Genomic DNA, 18,600 nt, shown 5'->3' with positions numbered 1-18,600 from the left:
GGGGGTAACGCCGCTAGGCGACCATGAAGGTCACGGTCCACTGGACGTGGGTGGTGCCGCTGCCGTAGCGGTGGGCCGTCAGGCGCCCGTCGGCCCCCACGGTGTAGCGGCACACGTTGTTGCCGGCCGCGTCCGGACCGTAGGCCGCCCCCACGATGTCGGCGGGCGGCCGGTGGCCGGCGGGCAGGCCCCACCCGCACCGGGCCCACGTGCCGGCGGCGATGTTGGCGGACGTGACCGTGACGGTCACCATGGGGCCGAACTTGCGGTACCTGACGGTCCAGCCGCCGTTGGTCACGGCGTGCCAGCCGGTGGCGGCCACCCCCAGGTAGCCCCTCAGCTGGGAGTCGTTCATGTAGCCGCCGTCGGCCCAGCCGGGCGTGAAGACGGGGAAGCACAGGGTGCCGCTCGTCAGGTTCCCGTCGAAGGCGTCGTGGATGAGGCCGGAGGCGCCGGTGAGGGTGTTCCTGTCGTAGGCCATGACCCAGCCCGGCATCGTGGTCGTGGAGGCGTTGGCCTTGCGGTGGTAGTGGGCGAGGGTTCCGGCCTGGCTCCAGAACTCCTGGTGGATCTCTGAGCCCTGGGCGCGGGACACGAGGAACCCCCACTGGGAGGGTTGCCCCTGGAGCCTCCCGGTGAGGCTGTAGAAGGCGTAGCCCGTCCCCTTGTCCCGCCAGAAGGCCATGGTGTCGGTGGCGGCCTCGGTGGGGTTGGTGCCGAGGTAGGCCAGGTTGTCCAGGGCCTGCAGGCGCGTCGAGCCGCCGGTGCCGCCGGAAGGGACCGGCAGCACCCGCGCGGTCTCCGGCTCGGAGCTCCCCGTGAGGGAGCGGGTCTGGCGGGTGTCGCCGCCCTCCACGGAGACCCTGAGCGCCCCGTCGGTGACCTTGGCCACGGTGCGGGTCACCTCGGCCGTCACCTCGGTGCCGCCCTCGTCGTCGGTCACGGCCACCATGTCGCCCACCTCGGCCGACAGCGACAGGCCCGACAGGTCCACCGACAGGGTGGGGGTGGCCTGCAGCTCCTGGAGCTTCTCGGTGCCGTCCTTGACCAGCTCCTCGCGGCCCGAGCTGGAGCGGTCGTAGAGGGCGGCGCGCTCCAGGCGCCCCTTGAGGGTCTGGGTCGCCGACACCTTCCCGGAGGCGTCGGCGTAGAGGTCCACCACCACGCGGTCCTTGAGCTCGCCCTCCCCGGCGCAGACCAGGTGGTTGTAGGCCATGAGTCCGGCGTCGCTCGTGACCCGGGCCTCCGAGGCGTCCACCTCCACGGTGCGCCGGGCCACGGCGTCCAGCACCCAGCGGGACCCGTCCCAGGACGCCGACAGGCGCAGGCCGGCGCGGCGCAGCTCCTTTCGCAGGCCCGACCACGCGGTGCAGTAGCGATCGAAGCGCCCGGACACGGCCGTGCCGCAGTTTCCGGGGGCGGAGCAGAACCATCCCTCCAGCCCGCAGGCGGACAGCACCTGGCGCACCACGGCCCTCGCGTCGCCGGAGTAGGCCAGGTAGTCCTGGCCCGCGGGGGGCCTCAGCACCCGGGCGTCCAGGAGGCCGCTCCAGGTGCGCCCCACCACGTCCACGCTCGCGGCGGCCGAGTCCGCGCCGCGGCCCTCCACGACGCCCCCTATCTCGGTGCCCTCCACGTAGACCACCGCGCCGACCTCCGGCACGAAGCCCGAGGCGGGGCACGAGAGCGTGAAGTCGTTGTCGTCGGGGTCGTCGGACACGGCCATGTCCAGCTCGCATCCGGCCAGGCGGCAGGCGTCGGTGGCCCCGTCGGGGCCGGTGCACATCAGTTCGTAGCGCGTCAGGTCCACGTCGGGGCCTCCCTCTCGTCGTACACCACCACGTCGTAGGCGAAGCTGCCCGGCGTTGACAGGCCCACCGTGCCCCGGGGAAGGCGCTTGAAGGCGTAGGTGCCGCTGCCGGCGGCGCCCCTCACCCGGCTGCCGAGCACGTTGGTGCGCCGGCCCAGCCCGTCGATCAGGGCTATGGTGCGCTCCCGGGTGTCCAGCTCCAGGCGGCTGCCGGCCGGCACGGTGACCATGACCTGGTGGCGGTTGCCGTCCTCGATGAGGTAGGGGTCGGCGGCCGGCCCCCACACCCGCCACAGCCACTCGGCGGGCCCCAGGGTGTCCACGGAGACGCTGTGGGAAGCCCCGCCGCGCCCGTAGCCGTAGGGGTGGGGCTTTGGGTAGTCGCTGCCCGGCACGGCGGCCGCCGCCGGCAGCAGCGGGAACTCGTGGGCCACCTCGCGGCACCACAGGGGCCGGGGCAGAAGGACCGTCAGCGCGTCGGCCTCCACGCCGCCGTCGAACCACCACGCCGACAGGGCCTGGGCCGTCACCACCGCAGGCACCGACCAGTCCCCGTAGGAGAGCGTTCCCAGCTCGCCTGCGTGGGCGTCGGCCGACAGCACCCGCCGGGCCCGGTCGCGGCCCGCAGGGGAGCTGCCCGCCAGCACCAAGGGCAGCTCGCGCTCCGAGGCGGCCAGGGACCGCGACGCCACGCGGGCGCCGGCCGTCTCGTACTCGTAGGCCGCCGCGTCGAAGAGGTCGGTCTCGCCGTAGTGGACCGTGCCCGGCCCTCCTATGGCCAGCTCCTCGCCCAGGTGGTTTCGGTAGACGAGGCCCCTGCTCACCGGAGCGCTCATGCCTGGCACCTCCTCACCGCCCGGCCGAACTCGCGGCCGTCCATCTCGATGACAGATCCCGCCCGCACGGCGGCGGCCACGGCGTCGATGCCCTTGAGCACCCGGCGCAGGTCCGCTGCGGATGCCGACGGGGCCTGCGCGGCGCGGGCCGCCGACAGCCCCGCCGCCCCCACGGCGGAGGCCCCCGTGGCCGGGGGCACGGCGGCGCCGGACAGGGCCCGGGCCGTGGCGGCCACGGTGCGCACCACCGACGCCGACCCGTCGGACTCTCCCAGCTCCCAGCCGGCCATGACCTGGCGGCCGATGGCTCGGAACACACGGCTGGGGGAGTGCACGCCCAGCTCGCGCTTGGCTGCGGCCACGGCCTCCCGGGCCACCCGCACGGCGGCGGAGACCACCGAGGAGCGCCCGTCGGATATGCCGGCCGCCATGCCGTCGCAGAGCCTGCGCCCGGCGGCGCGCGCGGCGCCCTGCTGCGTCCCCATGCCCGAGGCCGCCGCGCGGGCCAGGGCCTGGGCCGCGGCCGACACCGAGGCGGCGCCGGCCGACACGCCCGCGGCCGCCTCCCGGGCCAGGGCCGAGCCCGCCGAGCGCATCTGGCCGTTGGCCGAGGACACCGCGCGCACGCAGGCCGTCACCATGCCAGAGACCGCCGTCACCGCCTGGGCCTGCACCGAGCGCAGGCCGTTGACCAGGGACACCCCCACGGAGCGGCCGGCGCTCTGCATCTGCCCCGCCTGGGACGACACCGCCCGCACGGCCTGGGCGGCGCAGGCCTGCATCTGGGCCCTCGCCGGCCCCTGCACGGCGCGCAGGGCGCCCAAAAGCTGCGCCGCCATGGCCCGGCCGGCGGCCCCCATGGCCCCCGCGGCGGAGGCCGCCGCCCCCACGGCCGCGGTCACGGCGGCCGACACCGCGACGGGCAGCCCCGCCATGCCGGAGGCCACGCCGGCCACGACGGACGCGGCCAGCTGGGCCCCTGCGGCGGAGAAGGCCGGCGCGCAGGCCGGCAGCTGGGCCGCGGCCGCCTGCAGCGCCAGCGCCACCTGCTCCGACAGCGGCGCCATGGCTGGCCCGACGGCTGCCACGAGCCCGGCGAACATGGCCGTCCCCGCCTCGGTCATCATGGGGGCGTTGGCCGCCACGGCCGCCGCGATGGCCTGCAGGGCCGGCTCCATCTGGGCCGAGAGCTGGGAGACGGGACCTGCCATGGCCGCCGGCAGCGTCGCGAACACCGCGTCCGCGGCCGCCCCCATGCCGGGGGTGGCCCCCTCCACGGTGGAGGTGAGCCCGTCGGCCACCCCCTGCATGGCCCCGGTGACCCCGCCGGCGCCGCCCTCGATGCCCTGCTGCAGGCCTGCGTCGATGTCCCCGCCGGCCCCGGCCATCCTGGTGGAGGGGGAGTGGATGCCGAAGAAGTCGCAGAAGCCGTTCCAGAGGGTGTCGCAGACGCTGCCGATGCCGTCCATGAGGCCGCCGATGGCCCCGGTGACGCCGTTCACGAGGCCCTGTATCAGGTCGCTGCCCAGCTGGCCCCAGTCGGTGCTCGCGATGGCCTGGCCGGCCTGCATGAGCATGTCGCCCACGGCCGACAGCAGCTGGGGGATTATCTGCGGTATCGCCTGCACGAGTCCCGTGAAGAGCTGCACCCCTGCCTGGAGGATGGCCGGCAGGTTCTGCAGCAGGGCCCCGGTGAGGACCGGCACGGCCGCTATGAGGGCGCTCGCCACTTGGGGCACGACCACGGGCAGCGCCTGGACGAGGGCCAGGAACAGCTCGACCGCCGCCTGCACGAGGGCGGGCAGGTTCGCCACCAGGGCCGCGCCCAGCTGCTGCACCATCGCGGGCACCTGCGGCGCGAGCAGCTGCACCACCTGGGAGAACGACTGCAGAAGGCCCGTGAAGAGCTGCATGCCGGCCGTCGCGAGCAGGGGCAGGTTCTCCACCAGCATGGTGCCGATTCCGGCCACCAGGGCCGTCACGCCGGGCAGGAGGTTGGCCAAAAACGTCGGCAGGCTCTCGGAGAGCTGTGCCACTAGGGACCCCACGGCCTCGACGAGCGCGGGCATGGCCGCCTGGACGCCCTGGGCGAGGCCTCCCACCAGGGTCAGGGCCGCCTCCAGCATGGCCGGCAGCAGCGCCCCGAAGGACTCCTGCACCGTCGGCCCCAGCGTGGAGAACAGCGATGTCAGGGCCGCCGGTATCTCGGTGAAGGCCGCGGTCACGATCTCGGCGACCCGGGGGACGACGTTGCCCGCCACGGTCTGCACCGAGGTTATGAGCTTCGAGGTGTAGTCGGCCATGTCCACGTCGTCGCGACCCAGGGCGGCGAGCCAGTTCTCCCAGGAGGCCTTCATCATGTTGACCGAGCCCTCGATGGTCTCGGAGGCCTCCTTGGCCGTGGTGCCGGTGATGTCCATCTTCTTCTGCATGACCGAGATGGCGTTCACGCAGTTGGCGAAGCTCATCGAGCTGGCGTCCACGGTGACCCCCAGCTCCGACTGGATGTCGGTCATCTGGGAGGCGTCCTTGATGAGCTTCTGCATCTCCTCCTGGGTGCCGCCGTAGCCGAGCTTGAGGTTGTCGAGCATGGTGTAGTTCTGCTTGGCGAACCCCTGGTACGCGTTCTGGATGTCGCCGATGTTGGTGCCCATCTTGTTGGCGTTGTCGGCCATGTCGAGGATGGCTCGGTCGGCCACCTGGGCCGCCGCCGCGGTGTCGCCGTCGAGGCTGGAGATGAGGGAGGCCGAGAAGCCGGTCACCGTCTCCATGTACTGGTTGGCGCTCATGCCCGCGGTGCGGTAGGCGTTCTCGGCGTTGGCGAAGACCGCGTCCTGGGACGCCTGGAGCCGCTGGAAGTCGGCGGCCGCCTCGTCGGTGGACTTTCCCACCGAGGCCGCGTACCCCTCCAGGGAGCGCCCGCCGGCGCCGAACAGGGTCTCCACGCCGCCGGCCAGCTGTTCGTAGCTGGCGTAGGCGTTGAGGGCCTGGGCCCCGCAGGCCACGGCCGCCGTCCCCACGGCGGCCAGGCCCGCCCCCACGGCCGCGCCCACGCCCTTCAGGGCGCCCACGGCCGCGGAGCCTATCTTCGAGGCGGCCCCGCCCACGGCCGACACCGCCTTGGAGGCGAAGCCGGCCACCTTCTCGCCCATGCCGGAGAAGGCGGTCCCCACCTGCTCGGCCAGGGGCCGCAGCCTTGAGCCGACGGCCGAGAAGGCCCCGGAGAGCCTGGGCCCCACCGCCGAGGCCAGGGAGGAGGCCCGGGCCGATATGCCGGAGAAGGCCGTGGCGGCGGCGCTGCCGACGGCCGAGAAGGCGGCCGTGGCGAACCCGCCCATGAACCTGAAGGAGCTGCCCACCTGCGACGCCACGGCGGACGCCCGGCCCGCCAGCGACGAGAGGCCCTGGCCCAGCTTCGAGGAGCCGAAGGCAGAGGCCACCGACGAGGCCGCGCCCCGGAACGCCCCGGACACCCGCGACGCGGCCGACGAGGCCGCGCCCGCGACCGAGGAGAAGGCCCCCTGCACCGCCGAGGCGGCCCGGCCGGCCCCGGCCGACGCCGAGCCCGCCAGAGACTGGAAGGCCCACTGGAAGCGGGACTGCACCGTCGCGGCCTGCAGCGAGGCCGTGGCCGCCATGCGCCCGAAGGCCTGGCGCCCGCGCTCGGAGGCCGAGGCCGCCGAGGAGGCCACGCCCTCGTTCGCCCTGGCCATGGACTGCGCGGCCCGCGACGCCTCGGCCGCGCCGGAGGCCGCCCCCTTGCCCACGTCGCCGTAGGAGGCGGCCACCCGGCCGCAGAAGGACTCCCACCTGCCGGCGTCCACGGTGGCCGAGGAGGCCGCCTGGGCCGTGGCCCTGGCGCACCTCTCGGCCCCCTCGGCCCCGGCCTGCCCGGCCTTGGCGTAGGCGGCTCCCATGCGCCGGGCCGCCCCCTCGCCCTTGGACCCGGCGTTCTCCATGGCCCGGGACACGTTGGCCACGGCCCGGTCGCTCTTGGCCCTGAGGCCGTCGAGCTCCCGCATGTAGCGGGAGACGTCGGCGACCACCTCGATGGCGATTGTCCCGTCCACGGCGGATACCCCCTAGAACGACTCCATGGCCCGTTTCCTCAGCTCATCCTCGGTGGGCGGTAACGCCCAGGCCTCGGCCCGCCTGCGGTGCTCGGCCCGGGCATGGCGGTCGGCCCCGGGGCCCAGCGGGGCGCGGGCCGACAGGGCGGCGGACAGCAGCGACCCCTCGGTGCGCACGGCGGCCAGCAACAGGGCGCAGAAGCGGTGCCAGTGCACCTGGCACGCCGGGTCGGTGAGGTCGAGGCCGTAGAGGCGCTGGAAGTCCGCCGTCACCAGGGCCGCGTCGGCCTCCCAGTCGAAGGTCCGGGGCCCGTCGGCCGCCCGGGCATCGGGGGCCAGCGGGTCGCCGTAGGGCATGGCCCCCATGGCCGCGTCGTGCCACTCCAGGGCGGCGGCCAGCCACGGGGCCGGGTCGGCCGCCACCTCCTCGGGCAGCGAGCGGCGCCCGTCGGGGCCGCGGGTGGCCATGAGGCACCACAGCAGGGAGGAAGCCGCCCCCGGAGCGTCGCGGTCCACCAGCTCGGCGGCCACGTTTCGCCGGAAGCCGCAGCACACCGGCAGCGAGACGCCCCCCGCCTCCACGGTGGAGGGGAGGGCGTCCACGAGCAGCACCGCCGCCCCTAGTCGGCGTCGGCGGTGTCGGGCACGTCGGGCATGGCTGCCTCCATGGCCGCGGCCGCCTCGGGGGAGGCCAGCACGTCGGCCACCACCCCCAGCACGGCCACCATGCGGGCCACGTCCAGGCGGTGGGGCCCGCCCACCAGGCGCCCGGCCCCCTCCTCACCGAAGACCGAGGCCACCACCGAGCGGGTGCGTTCGTCCAGCTCCTCGACGCGGGCCGAGACCTCGGCCACGTCGCCGCCGGCCTCGGCCAGGGCGCGCCAGCCGTCCACGAGGCCCGGCAGGTCCAGCATCCCGGCCAGCACCCCCAGGCGGGCCTCGTAGGCCTCGCCCCCGACGGTCACCGCCAGGGTCGGGGTGGCGGGCAGGTCGTAGGCGAGCGTCGCCTTTGCCTTGCGTGCGGTCATGGGGGCTCCTCCCTCGTCGCGTCGTGTCGCCGCCCATGGTGCAGGGGCGGTAACGCGGCGAGGGAAAGGGGCGGTCGCCCGAAGGCGCCGCCCCTGACGGTCACTCCGTGTCGCCGCCCGCGTCGGGCTGGCCCCCGCCGTCCCCGATGCCGGGCTGGCCGCCCGTGCTGCCCCCGGCGCCGTCGCCGCCCCCCCCGGCCGGGGCGAAGGCCAGGGCGCCCGGGTCGAAGGTGCCGCGGTCGTAGGAGGTGGTCACCGAGAGCGTCGCGGTGATGACGGCGGCGCTGGAGGCCTCGGTGGTCAGGGGCTGGACGTTGAGCACGCCGTGGGCGTGCTTGGCCGTGAGGGCGTTGGCGGGGCACGGCGCGCCCTTCTCGAAGTCGTAGGCCAGGGTTCGCACGTACTCCACGGGGATGTTGCGGTCGTCCTCGCGCAGGTAGAGCTCCTTCTGGATGCCGCCGGGGCCCAGAAGGGAGATCTCCAGCGTGATGGTGTCCTTGGAGCCGGTGGAGTAGGTGGGCTGCACCTCGTAGTCGATCCACTCGGGGCTGTACTCGGCGGCCTCGCGCTCGGTCTCGGCCGTGTTCACCTCGGTGCACTTGACGTAGGCCGGGGTCCCGGCGTCGTTGAACTTGATGTAGTGGCCGACCTTGTAGCTCTCGATGATGGAGCGGTCCGTCGTGGTCATGGTCTCGCCTTTCTAGTCGCTCGGCACCAGGTAGGTCGCTTGGGCCGACATCTGGTAGGTCTCGTTGCCGTGGGGGTCCACGGCGTAGAGGCAGGGGGCGCGGGTGAGGGTATGGCCGGCCCACGAGACGCCCGCCGCGTCCGGCAGCCCGCCGTGTTCCACGGCGTCGGCGAGGCGGCCGAGCACGCCCAGCGCGTCGATTCGGGCCCCTGAGGAGCGCGGGCAGGTGCGCAGGAAGACGTCGTAGCCGAAGCGGTAGATGCCGCCTCCGGAGACGAACCGGCGCACCACAGGGTCGGCCCCGGTGGCCGCCACCTCGGCCGCGTCCACCCCGTCCATGGGGCAGAGCTCGCCGTAGGTGGTGCGCACCCCGTCGCCGAGGACGCCCGCCACCCACGCCGTCACGGCCTCGGCCACGCGGGCCTGGGCCGCCTCCTCGCCAGGCGCCGGGGCCGCCGGGTTCGCCCCGAGGGCCCTTAGGACCCCCTCCTTCGCGTCCGCCATCTCACACCCTCGCCTTCAACTCGTGGTCGAACAGCTGGACCCAGCGCCGGCCGTCCTCCCTCTCCGCCTCGTCGAACCACCGGGCCGGGCTCTGGACCCCCGGCTGGTTGGGGTGGTTGAAGTTGCCGTAGTACTGCGGCCTCGCGTAGGCCGCCGTGTCGGCGTCGGTGCCCCACTCCACGACGACCCTGAGGTCGCCCGCGGCCCGGGTGCGCCCGCTGCCCCTGAGGGCCCCCGACAGCTTGGGGACCCGGGGCGTGCAGTCGGACAGGACGTTCTCCGCCGTCACGAACAGCGCCGCCCCGGCGGCCCTGCCCGGCCGCTCCCTGGCCCGGGACAGGTCGATGCTCTTGAGCGCGCACCTCACGGGCACACCACCTCCACGTGGTGGGGGAGGCCCCCGAGGGTGTAGGGGCGCACGGCCCCGACGCGGAGGGCCCCGGCCGGGGGCTCGTCCCCGCCGTGCTCGCCGGCCATGCAGTAGCCGCCGGGCTCGGCGAAGGGGGCCTCCCCGAACACGTAGACCGAGAGCTTCGGGGACGCGTCGGGCCCCACGGCGGCGGTGGAGGAGGAGAGGGCCCCCTCCACCCGGCACCCGCGGGCCACGCGGCGCTCCCACCCGTCGCCGGAGCGGCGCCAGAAGGTGGCCGCGTCGCCGCGCAGGGCGCTCACCGGACCCCCTGCCAGAGGAGGCCGGTGGGGGCGAGGTAGGGGCGCACCACGTCGTAGTCGCAGGCCCCGGAGGCCGCCGCGTCGAAGGAGAGCGTGGTCTCGCCCACGCGCTCGCTCGTGACGTTGGCGGCCCTGCCCTGGGCCACCCGGTCGCACAGGACCCCGAGGGCGTCGAGCCACCGGGGCTCGTGGCGCTCGGGCACGTCGTCACCGGTGAGGCCCGTGAGGCGGGCCGTCGCCGCCGGCAGGGCGGCCTCGAAGGCCTCCCTGTCGAGGCGGCCGAGGTGGCGCTCCGCGTAGCGCTCGTAGGTCAGGGTCGGGACCGCCATGGCCTCCCCCTTACTTCGCGGAGGCCTTGGCCGCGGCGGCCGCCTGGTGCAGCACGCCGGCGGCGCGGGTGTTCTTCACGGCCACGCCGCACACGAACTCGGCGTCGCCGCTCTTGACCGCGCCGGGAGCCGACCAGTCGGGGACGCTGACGGTCACGGCGGAGTCCCCCTTGAGGGTCACGCCGTGCACGGCGTCCATGCCCAGGCAGACGGCGTAGACGTCGGTGCCGCAGACCGCGGCGTCGCGCACCTCCTCGATGCGGATGCCGTTCCAGGAGGCCACCTGGTGGCCCGCCTCGTCGGCGGTGGTGGTGCCGAGGCCGAGGGCGCGGCAGACCGCGTTGATCTTGACCTTGGTGGCGCTGGAGACCAGGAGCAGGTCGGGCTGACGCATGAGGCTGGAGAGCATGCCGTCGAGGTCCTCGGCGAAGGCCAGGGCGGAGGCCTGGGTCACCGTGGAGATGTCGGCGGCGGCGGTCTTCTCGGTGGCGCCGCCGGCGAGGAGCTTGGCCATGCCCTCGAAGCCGAGCACGGCAGGGCCGTTGCCTGCCGCGGCCTTGGGGGCGCCGTTGATGAACTCCTTGGTGAAGGCGCGGACGATGGCGCACTTGGACTCGGTCAGGTACTGCTCGTAGAGGTCGGGGGCCGCGGCCTGGGCGACGCGGTCCATGGACCACTTGTCGGACAGGATGGCGAGCGTGGTGGTCACGCGCTCGAAGGTGAGGTCGGATGCCGCGGGCTCGGCGTTGAGCTCGCGGAATGCGGCGGTGAGGCCGCCGGTGACGCGCTTGTAGCCGTAGACGAGGGTCGAGCCCCCCGCCTCCACGCAGTTGTCGAACTGCAGGGAGTCCAGGAGTGCCGAGTCGGTGATCACCTCGTTCACGAACCCCTGCACGAGCTTGTCGTCGGCGTTCTTCGCCAGCTCAGCCAGTGTGATCATGGTTTCCTACTTTCGGTAGTCGCTCACTGCCTCGTGGATGCTGCGGGCGGGCCCGGCGCCGGCGGCGCCCACGGGGCGCCCGGTGCCCTTGGCCTGGGCCCTGAAGAGGTAGGGCTTGGCCGCCTTGAGCGAGGCCACGTCTCCGTCGAAGGAGGCCAGCGCCGCCCGCCCCAGTTCGGGGTCCAAGCAGCCGGCCGCCGCAAGCGCCGCGTTGGCGCGCTCGGCCTCGGCCTCGGCGCGGCTCTCGGCGAGCTCGCGCTCGAGCGCCGCCACCCGCTCCTCGACGGTCTTGGCCTGGCCGTCGCGCTCGGCGAGCCTCGCGCGCAGCTCCGCCACGGTCTTCTGGGCGCGGCGGTAGTCCGCCTCCAGCTTGTGGTCGCTCGCGGCCGCCTCCGCCGCCTTGGGGTCCTGGGGTTTCGCGCCCTCGCCCGCGGCGGCCTCCTGGGCTGCCTCACCCTGCGCCTGCGGCTCCTGGGGCCTCGTGCCCTCCCCGGCCTTGGGGTCCTGGGGCTTCGCGCCCTCGCCCGCGGCTGCGGCGATCGGGTTGTCTCCGGCCATGCTCCCTCCCGTCCACGATGGGGCGGGGCCTTCCCCCGCCGTCGCCATGCAGTGTCGGGGCGCGGTAACGGGGCGCACGGGAAGGGGCCCCTCGCGGGGCCCTCGGTTCGGCTCGGTTGTGGTTGCGGAGCTAGAGGCCGGCGGCCCCGGCCACGTCGGCGATTCCGCTGGCGGCCTGCGCCGCTCTCCTCATAAGGGAGTTCTCCTCGAGGAACTGGATGCCCTTGAGCGTTATGCGCGGGTCTATGGGGACCACCGTGGGGCCGCGCCTGTCCACGAAGTGGCGCACCTCGACGCCCGCGACGAGCCCCTCCTCCACGGCCATGGCCACGATGTCGTCGGCCCTGGCGTCGCCCATGCGGTCGCCCATGGAGCAGAGGAACGCCCTGCCGTCGAACTCCTCGTCCCCCACGCCGTCGGCGAGCCCCTTGAGGATGCGGTAGATGTCCCTGCTCTCCGGCCTCATTGCACGACCTCCCATTTCTCTATCTCGTCGAGCCGTATTCCGTAGGCGTGCTCGTCGTTGACGAGGTACGCGAAGTCGTAGCTGTCGGATTCCGGCGTGAAGCCGCCAACGATCACCTGCCCGTCCGTGAACGTGATGCGCAGCCTCTTCCCGGCAAGCCCCCACGCCTCCCTGATGTCCATCACTCTGCCCTCCTCGGCACGCCGTGCACGCCGCGCTTGCTGTAATGAATTGTAATACTGCCGGCGGGGGTCTCGGTGCCGTCGACATCCACCACAAACCCGATGCCGCGGCCGATGTCGACCAGCTCCCTCCCGGTCCACCTCCCGTCACGGCCTATCAGCGGCTCCCCGGTCCCCACGGCCCGCTCGACCATGCGGCAGACCTCCTCGGGGGTACCGGTGAGGTGACTTTGGGACGGGTAGGCCGCCGCACCCGTCTTCATCGCCTTGGCCCCCAGGGACCGGCGCCTGTCCTCGAACTCCTTGGTGCCCGGCACGTGCTTGTTCTGGGCAGCCTCGTGGACATGCGCCTTACCGGCCGCCTTGAGCTCGGCTATCTGCCTTTTGGCCCGCTGCTCGGGGGTCTCCCTGAGCGCCCTCGGCTGCTCCCTGACCCCGTAGGCCCGCTCCAGGTCGTAGCGGCGAGGAAGCCCGTTCGCCTTGCACCACGCCCTGACCTCGGCCTGGGCCCGGCCGAGCCTGGCCCGGTCCGCGGCCATGTCGAGGCCGGACTCCTGGCCCATGGCCACCCGGCGCTTGTACTTGCGCACCCGGCGCTCCAGCTCCCGCTGGCGCTGCAGGGCGGCGTAGCGCTCGTCGCTGGTCTGGCCGAAGGCGTCCTCCTCGGCCTCGAACCGAGTGTCCGGGAGCCTCGTGCCGCCCGGCGAGTAGGGGTGGAAGGTGTGGCGGCAGTTGGCGCCGCAGAGGCCGGCCACGCCGCCGTAGCCCGTGGCCTCGGCGAGGCCGGGGTACCGGACGCCGCCCACCGTCACCGGGCCGTGGAGCCCGTAGGCCTTCCCCTGCCACGCGGCATGGGACGGGCGGGCCCCGTAGTGGGCGCTCGTGAAGACGAGGGCCACGCCGTGCTCGTCGCAGCGCTGGACCAGCAGGCGCGCCCTCGCCTGTGAGGCCTGGGTGACCATGTGGCGGCGGGTGGCGGCGTCGACGGACGTGCGCCGGCGGCTGGCGTAGTCCACGGTCTCCAGGCCCTTGTCGGCGAGCGCCCTCACGGCGTCCTCCATGACGGCGCGGCGCGAGTCGCCCTGGAGCGTCCGGGCCACGGCCTTCCCGGCCACCCGGTACCAGAGCCGCGCCAGGTCGTCGGCCATGGCCACGTTCTGGCGTCGGATTATCTGCTCGACCCCGGCCTTGGCCCCGGCCGAGATCTCGGCGGCCACGCCGGGCCTCCCGGCCCCCATCTCGGCGTCGAGCGCCTCCTCCTCGGCCGCCAGGGCCTCGGCCAGGGCGGCCGACGCCTCGCGCTCCACGGACGGTCCCGCCTCGGCCAGCACGGCCGACAGCGCCTGGGGGCACAGCCTCGCCAGCACCGCGTAGCGGTCCGGCTCCGCCACGCCCTCGGCCAGCATCCGCAGGGCCTCGGAGGTGAGGCGCGCCGCCAGCTCGGACTCGGCGCCGGACACCAGGCGGTCGGCCACGTACTCGAAGAACCCGGGCTTGGCCACGGCCTACCCCAGGTCCGGCAGGCCGGCGGCCGCGTCGCCGGTGAAGGCCCGGGCCTCGGCCTCGTCCATGCCGTAGTACCTGGCCGGGTAGAGCCAGGCGGGGCAGAGGCCCCGGGCGATGTCGTCCTTCATCGTCGCCCGCTCGGCCTCGGTGTCGGTCACCACCGAGTCGTCCCACGTCACGGAGGGGTGGGGGACCTCTGCCAGGGGGCGGCCGTTCAGGGCCTCCTCGGTGGCGTAGGCGGCCCGCACCACGGAGGTCAGGGCGGCCTCGATGGCGTTCTCGTGGCGGCGCACGTTGCGCATGAGGGCGGCGTTGTCGCTCACCACCTCGGTGGCCGTCTTGAGGCCGCTGGCCCGGTCGAAGGAGAAGTAGTCCTGGCCGAACCCGGCCTTGAGGCCGAGGGTGGACAGGGCGCAGTCCAGGGAGGCCACCATGTCGCCCACGTGGGTGTCGGGGTTGTACACGGACACCGGCGCCCCCTCGACGCTGCGCACGGCCCGGAAGATGACGTGGTCCACCGTGGCCCGGCCCAAGGGCGTCCCGGTCTCCGGGTCGCGGGCCAGGGCGGCCTCGTCCACGAAGACGCGGGGCAGGCTCACGCGCACCTGCCAGTAGAGCTGGTTGTAGCTCTCGTCCACCACCCGCACGGCGTCCAGGGCGCTGTCGAAGCAGGACACGCCGGCCTGGGAGTAGGCGCTGTAGGGGTTGGAGCGGCTGGGGCGCACGATCGCGTAGGTGGGCAGTGGCTGCCCGGTGTCCACGTCGGCGGCCACCTCGTCGCTGGCCACCTCCCGGTGGCCGTCCACGGTGAACAGCCGGGTCCGGACGCGGTAGTGGCCGGTGTCCGGGTCCGGGGCGTGGACCTGCAGGCGGTCCAGGGGGCGCCCCCCGACGGACACCCGGGCAAGGGTGGCCACGCCCTCGCCCTCCAGCGGGACCGTGGCCCACGCCGGGTGGCGCTCCAGCGACGTGGCGGGCGAGCCCCCGAGGCCGTCCACGGCCACCGTCCACGCGCCGCAGCCCAGGGCGAAGGCCTGGGCCACGAAGTCGGCGTTGTCGTCCACCCAGTCCGGCATGGCCCGGCCTATCCACGCGGCCATGCCGGGGTCGTCGGCCCGCAGCTCGGTGCCGTCGGTCATGATCAGGGCCGGCCACTCCTCGGCCACCATCTGGGCCGGGCGCAGGCTGATGCGCTCCTCGGGCTCCAGGCTCTCGCCCATATCGTAGCCCGCCGTGTAGAACGGGTTGTCGCAGCTCCACCAGCTGCGCCAGCGCTCCTGCATGTCGTCCATGGACGTGTCCGGGGACAGCCCCATGCCCCTGAGCTCCCTCAGCGCCCACTCCGGCTTGCGGCAGTCCACGCCCTTGCTCGTCACCCTCGCCACGGCGGCCTCCCTACACGAACCTTCTGTCGGCGACCAGCGTGCAAACCGCGTAACGGGCGGCGTCGATGGCGTGGTTGCCGGCGTCGGGCAGCAGCGACGTGGCCCTGCCATCGGCGTCCAGGGCGTAGGAGTAGGCCGGGAACTCGGCGGCCGCCAGGCGGCAGGACGGGCTCACGACGATGCGCGAGCGCTGCTGGAGCCAGCGGACGCCGGAGCGCACGGAGTTGGCCCCCTGCTTCGGCGCCCTTTGGGCCCGGACCCCCAGTTCGCGGAAGTCCGCCACGCTCTTGGGCTCGGCGCTGTCGCACCACACCTCGGCGAACGGCTCGGCCGGCAGGGCCTCGGCCCCGTCTGCCGTCACGGCCAGGCGCATCCTCGCCGCCACGGCCTCGGCCGCCCCGGCGTTGGACATGCCGCGTCCCGAGACCTCGTCCAGCACGTAGAGGGCCCGCGCCCTCGGGTCGTAGGCCAGGCGCACCCAACAGAACGGGTCCTGGGAGAAGCCCCAGTCCACGCCGTAGAGCTGCATGGACGCCCCGACCAGCTCCTCGGCCGTGGGCTCGCGCACCTCGGCCCGGGGGAAGACCTCGGCCCCGTAGCCCACGGCCTCGCCCAGGTACTCGTGGCGGTAGGCCTCGGGGTCCGCCGCCCGGAGCGCCTCGGCGTCGGCCACGAACTGCTCGCCGAGCCACTCGGGCGGGGCGTCGGTGTAGCAGGAGTCGACCACGGCCTCCCCCGGGGCGGGGGCGCTGCGCACCCTCGCCACCTCGGCGTTGGCCCAGCTGTCGCGGGTCCTCGGCGGGTTGAAGGTGTAGAGGCGCTGCACCGGCACGGGGGAGCGGCTGACCGTCTGGCGGACGGAGCGCACCTCCGCCATGCCGCGCAGGAGGTCGGCCTCCTCGACCCAGAGGTAGCGCCAGTGGCCGCGTCTGAGCTTGATGGACTTCAGCTTCTTGGGCTCGTCGCATCCCCGGAAGACGACCGCCTGGCCGGTCTCGCGGTTGTTGATGCGCAGGGTGGAGCCCGTGGGCACCCACAGGTCGGCCACGCCGAGGCGGTCGAAGGCCCAGAGCATCTGGGCCATGGACGCGTCGCGCAGGTTCACCCGGCGGCTCTGGATGACCAGGGCGTTGGCGTCGGGGTCCCGCATGAGGCCGCAGGCGATCTCCAGCGAGGCGAATGAGCTCTTGAGCGAGCCGCGCCCGCCCGGCAGCCACAGGTCGCAGGCCTCGCCGGACGCGAGGCCGCGGTGGGCGTCCACGAAGTCCCGCCCGATGAGCAGGGCCATGTCGGCCGCCCACGGGCGGTCCTCCCCGGCGTCCCCGCCTCCGTCGACGCCCGCCAGCTCGGTGACGGCGCGGAAGGCCTGGGCGTTGCCGTTGGCCGCCGCGTTGACCTGCCCGGCGAGCATGACGGCCCCCGTGGTCACCTCGTCGAGTCCCGGGGCGATGGTGCGCACCTGGGCCGCGAGCTTGGGCGGGGCGGGGGAGTCGATGATGTCGAGGGCGAGGTCGCGCAGGCTCCGCCGGGCGCGGCGCACCTCGCCGGAGCGCCGGCCGCCCCTGGCGCCGAGGCGCCTGGCCTCCTCGCTGGTGCGGATGGGCGGGTTCAAGTTGTCCCTGGGGTCCCTCTTCTTCGTCGCCATGGGCCCATCATCCGGCCCCTGTCACGCCCTCCCCGCCCCATGGGAAAGGCCCCCGCAGGGGCCTCCCGGTCAACCCTCCCTGACGGCCGTGCCGCCGGTGAGCCGCTCCCAGCGCCCTATGGCGACGTCGCAGTACCTCGGGTCCAGCTCCATGGCGCGGCACGCCCGGCCCATCTGCTCGCAGGCCACGACGGTGGTCCCCGAGCCCACGAACGGGTCGAGCACCGTGTCGCCCCTGCGCGAGCTGTTGGCCATGAGGTAGGCGATGAGCCGCACGGGCTTCATGGTCGGGTGCTCGGCGCTCCTCGGCGGCCTCTCGCAACGGACGACCGTGGAGGGCCCCGCGCAGACCGCCCGCAGGCGCTCTAGCAGCTGGGCCTTGGTGAGCGACCCCAGGTCCACGTCCTCGATGACGGTGGACTCGCTGCGGCTCGGGTCGAAGTAGTGGGCGGCCCCCTCCTTCCAGCCGTAGAGGCACGGCTCGTGCTGCCACCGGTAGTCCTGGCGGCCGAGGGCGAAGGAGCCCTTCACCCACACGAGCACCTGGCGGGCCCGGGCGCCGCAGGCGTCGAGGGCCCTCGTGAACGGGTCCCGGCGGGTGTCTGCGTGCCAGAGGTAGAAGGACGCCCCGGGCCGCATGTGGGCGAGGGCGCAGGAGAGCGCCGCGGTCAGGAACCCGGTGAAGGCTTCGTCTTCCATGTCGTCGTTCTCGATGGTGGGCCCCTCGACGGTGCCGCCGGTGTAGGCCACGCCGTAGGGCGGGTCGGTCAGGAGGAGGTCAACGGACTCCCCCCCCCCCCGAGCAGGCGGTCCACCGCCTCGGCGTCGGTCGCGTCGGCGCAGAGCAGCAGGTGGTCCCCGAGGCGCCAGAGCTCGCCGGGGCGGCACCTCGGCTCCACCTCGTCGGGGCCAGGCACCTCGTCCTCCGCCACGTCGGCGATCTGCTCCTCGGGGGTCTTGAGCGCATCCTCGAAGCCGTCGAAGCCGAAGCGGCCCATGTCGAGGTCGGTCAGGCCGTCGAGCTCCTGGCCCAGCAGGTCGAGGTCCCACTCGGCGAGCTCCGCGGTGCGGTTGTCGGCGAGCCTGTAGGCCGCCACCTGCTCGGCCGTGAGGTCGTCGGCCACCACCACCGGCACCGTCTCCATGCCGAGGCGCCGGGCGGCCTTGAGGCGCGTGTGGCCGCAGACCACCGTCATGTCGGCGTCCACCACGATGGGCTGGCGCCAACCGAACTCCCTGAGGCTCTCGGCCACCGCCGGCACCGCCGCCTCGTTGTCCCTGGGGTTGCCCTCGTAGGGCACCACGTCCCCGATGGGCACCTCCCTCACCCGCATGGTCATGCCTCTCCTTTCCCGCGCTTGGCCCGCGCTTCGCGGGCCCTCGCGTCGTGCATCCGCTTGCGCAGGGCGCCGGCCCTCGCGTCCTCAGCCGAGCGCCGCTCCATCTCGTCCAGGTAGCACCCCTTGCAGAGCCCCATGCGCCGGGCCCGCGGGCTCTCCTCCCACACCGGGCGCGCGTCGCAGCACCGGCACGCCGGCGTGGAGCCGGCGGCGCGCCTGCCGTGGCGCTCCCGGATGCGCCTGACCGCCTTGGCCGTGCGCCCCGGCAGCATCGCCGCGAGCTCCGCCGCGGTCATCTCCGGGTGGGCGAGCACCCGCCCGAGCTCGCCCGGCGTCCAGAGCCGGTACAGGGGCCTTGGAGATTTCTGTGTGCTTTCTGTGGATGGGGCAAATGCCCCATCTCCGGTCCCGACGCGCTCAGCCACCGTGCACCGCCCCCATCCACGCCGTCACCGCGACCCACACGCACGCCGCCGCCACCGCCAGGGCGCAGAGCCCCGCCGCGGCGGGGTGGGCCGCCCGGACGTCCCAGGCGGCCCACAGCAGGCACGTGGGCACCGGGATCCCGGCCGCGCGCCACCCGCGCCACCGCCCCCGGAGGGCCGTCCGCCTGCGGGGCGCCCTGCGGCGATTTGCGGCCC

21 protein-coding genes are annotated in these 18,600 nt (G+C 74.2%); all 21 read right to left on the bottom strand.

All coding sequences use genetic code 11. The features are described 5' to 3' along the window. Positions 1-13: 13 nt before the first annotated feature. Positions 14-1,810: a hypothetical protein gene (locus OR600_RS06780; protein ID WP_265590886.1), complete on the bottom strand. Its 1,797-nt coding sequence runs from the start codon at positions 1,808-1,810 to the stop codon at positions 14-16. After that, a complete protein-coding gene (locus tag OR600_RS06775; protein ID WP_135978973.1) occupies positions 1,801-2,646 on the bottom strand; it encodes a hypothetical protein in 846 nt (281 codons plus the stop codon). Before OR600_RS06775 ends, OR600_RS06780 begins: the two co-directional genes overlap by 10 nt. Continuing rightward, positions 2,643-6,716: a phage tail protein gene (locus OR600_RS06770; RefSeq protein WP_265590885.1), complete on the bottom strand. Its 4,074-nt coding sequence runs from the start codon at positions 6,714-6,716 to the stop codon at positions 2,643-2,645. Before OR600_RS06770 ends, OR600_RS06775 begins: the two co-directional genes overlap by 4 nt. A gap of 12 nt (positions 6,717-6,728) precedes the next feature. Next, positions 6,729-7,328, bottom strand: a complete 600-nt coding sequence (locus tag OR600_RS06765; RefSeq protein ID WP_135978975.1) for a Gp15 family bacteriophage protein — start codon at positions 7,326-7,328, stop codon at positions 6,729-6,731. Positions 7,329-7,336: 8 nt separating this feature from the next. After that, positions 7,337-7,744, bottom strand: a complete 408-nt coding sequence (locus tag OR600_RS06760; RefSeq protein WP_265590884.1) for a hypothetical protein — start codon at positions 7,742-7,744, stop codon at positions 7,337-7,339. A gap of 100 nt (positions 7,745-7,844) precedes the next feature. Continuing rightward, a complete protein-coding gene (locus OR600_RS06755; RefSeq protein WP_265590883.1) occupies positions 7,845-8,432 on the bottom strand; it encodes a hypothetical protein in 588 nt (195 codons plus the stop codon). Between the two features lie 12 nt (positions 8,433-8,444). Continuing rightward, the gene (locus OR600_RS06750) at positions 8,445-8,936 is read right to left on the bottom strand and encodes a hypothetical protein (RefSeq protein ID WP_265590882.1); all 492 of its coding nucleotides are present in this window, start codon (positions 8,934-8,936) and stop codon (positions 8,445-8,447) included. A gap of 1 nt (position 8,937) precedes the next feature. Next, positions 8,938-9,309: a minor capsid protein gene (locus OR600_RS06745; RefSeq protein ID WP_265590881.1), complete on the bottom strand. Its 372-nt coding sequence runs from the start codon at positions 9,307-9,309 to the stop codon at positions 8,938-8,940. Next, positions 9,300-9,608, bottom strand: a complete 309-nt coding sequence (locus OR600_RS06740) for a hypothetical protein (RefSeq protein WP_168354124.1) — start codon at positions 9,606-9,608, stop codon at positions 9,300-9,302. Before OR600_RS06740 ends, OR600_RS06745 begins: the two co-directional genes overlap by 10 nt. Continuing rightward, entirely contained in the window at positions 9,605-9,937 is a 333-nt protein-coding gene (locus OR600_RS06735) for a head-tail connector protein (protein ID WP_135978980.1), read from the bottom strand. The genes OR600_RS06740 and OR600_RS06735 overlap by 4 nt, the downstream gene beginning before the upstream one ends. 10 nt (positions 9,938-9,947) lie before the next feature. After that, a complete protein-coding gene (locus OR600_RS06730) occupies positions 9,948-10,877 on the bottom strand; it encodes a major capsid protein (protein WP_265590880.1) in 930 nt (309 codons plus the stop codon). Between the two features lie 6 nt (positions 10,878-10,883). Beyond that, positions 10,884-11,435: a hypothetical protein gene (locus OR600_RS06725; RefSeq protein WP_135978982.1), complete on the bottom strand. Its 552-nt coding sequence runs from the start codon at positions 11,433-11,435 to the stop codon at positions 10,884-10,886. A 130-nt stretch (positions 11,436-11,565) separates the two neighbouring features. Beyond that, positions 11,566-11,901, bottom strand: a complete 336-nt coding sequence (locus tag OR600_RS06720; RefSeq protein WP_168354125.1) for a YjcQ family protein — start codon at positions 11,899-11,901, stop codon at positions 11,566-11,568. After that, a complete protein-coding gene (locus OR600_RS06715; RefSeq protein ID WP_168354126.1) occupies positions 11,898-12,083 on the bottom strand; it encodes a hypothetical protein in 186 nt (61 codons plus the stop codon). The genes OR600_RS06720 and OR600_RS06715 overlap by 4 nt, the downstream gene beginning before the upstream one ends. Further along, complete coding sequence (locus OR600_RS06710; RefSeq protein ID WP_265590879.1) at positions 12,083-13,585, bottom strand: phage minor capsid protein; 1,503 nt, start codon at positions 13,583-13,585, stop codon at positions 12,083-12,085. The genes OR600_RS06715 and OR600_RS06710 overlap by 1 nt, the downstream gene beginning before the upstream one ends. 3 nt (positions 13,586-13,588) lie before the next feature. Beyond that, a complete protein-coding gene (locus tag OR600_RS06705; RefSeq protein ID WP_265590878.1) occupies positions 13,589-14,974 on the bottom strand; it encodes a hypothetical protein in 1,386 nt (461 codons plus the stop codon). 10 nt (positions 14,975-14,984) lie between these two features. After that, the gene (locus OR600_RS06700; protein ID WP_265590877.1) at positions 14,985-16,619 is read right to left on the bottom strand and encodes a PBSX family phage terminase large subunit; all 1,635 of its coding nucleotides are present in this window, start codon (positions 16,617-16,619) and stop codon (positions 14,985-14,987) included. 69 nt (positions 16,620-16,688) lie between these two features. After that, the gene (locus tag OR600_RS06695; RefSeq protein WP_265590876.1) at positions 16,689-17,369 is read right to left on the bottom strand and encodes a DNA-methyltransferase; all 681 of its coding nucleotides are present in this window, start codon (positions 17,367-17,369) and stop codon (positions 16,689-16,691) included. A gap of 17 nt (positions 17,370-17,386) precedes the next feature. Next, positions 17,387-17,959, bottom strand: coding sequence for a ParB N-terminal domain-containing protein (locus OR600_RS06690; RefSeq protein WP_265590875.1), 573 nt, complete (start codon positions 17,957-17,959; stop codon positions 17,387-17,389). Further along, complete coding sequence (locus OR600_RS06685) at positions 17,956-18,273, bottom strand: hypothetical protein (RefSeq protein ID WP_135978987.1); 318 nt, start codon at positions 18,271-18,273, stop codon at positions 17,956-17,958. The genes OR600_RS06690 and OR600_RS06685 overlap by 4 nt, the downstream gene beginning before the upstream one ends. Positions 18,274-18,376: 103 nt before the next feature. Next, a complete protein-coding gene (locus OR600_RS06680) occupies positions 18,377-18,517 on the bottom strand; it encodes a hypothetical protein (protein ID WP_168354127.1) in 141 nt (46 codons plus the stop codon). Positions 18,518-18,600 lie beyond the last annotated feature (83 nt).

This window comes from Granulimonas faecalis, assembly GCF_022834715.1.
In the GTDB taxonomy this organism is placed as follows: domain Bacteria; phylum Actinomycetota; class Coriobacteriia; order Coriobacteriales; family Atopobiaceae; genus Granulimonas; species Granulimonas faecalis.
Note: the sequence above shows the minus strand (reverse complement) of the source record. Positions and strands in the feature narration are given on the sequence as shown.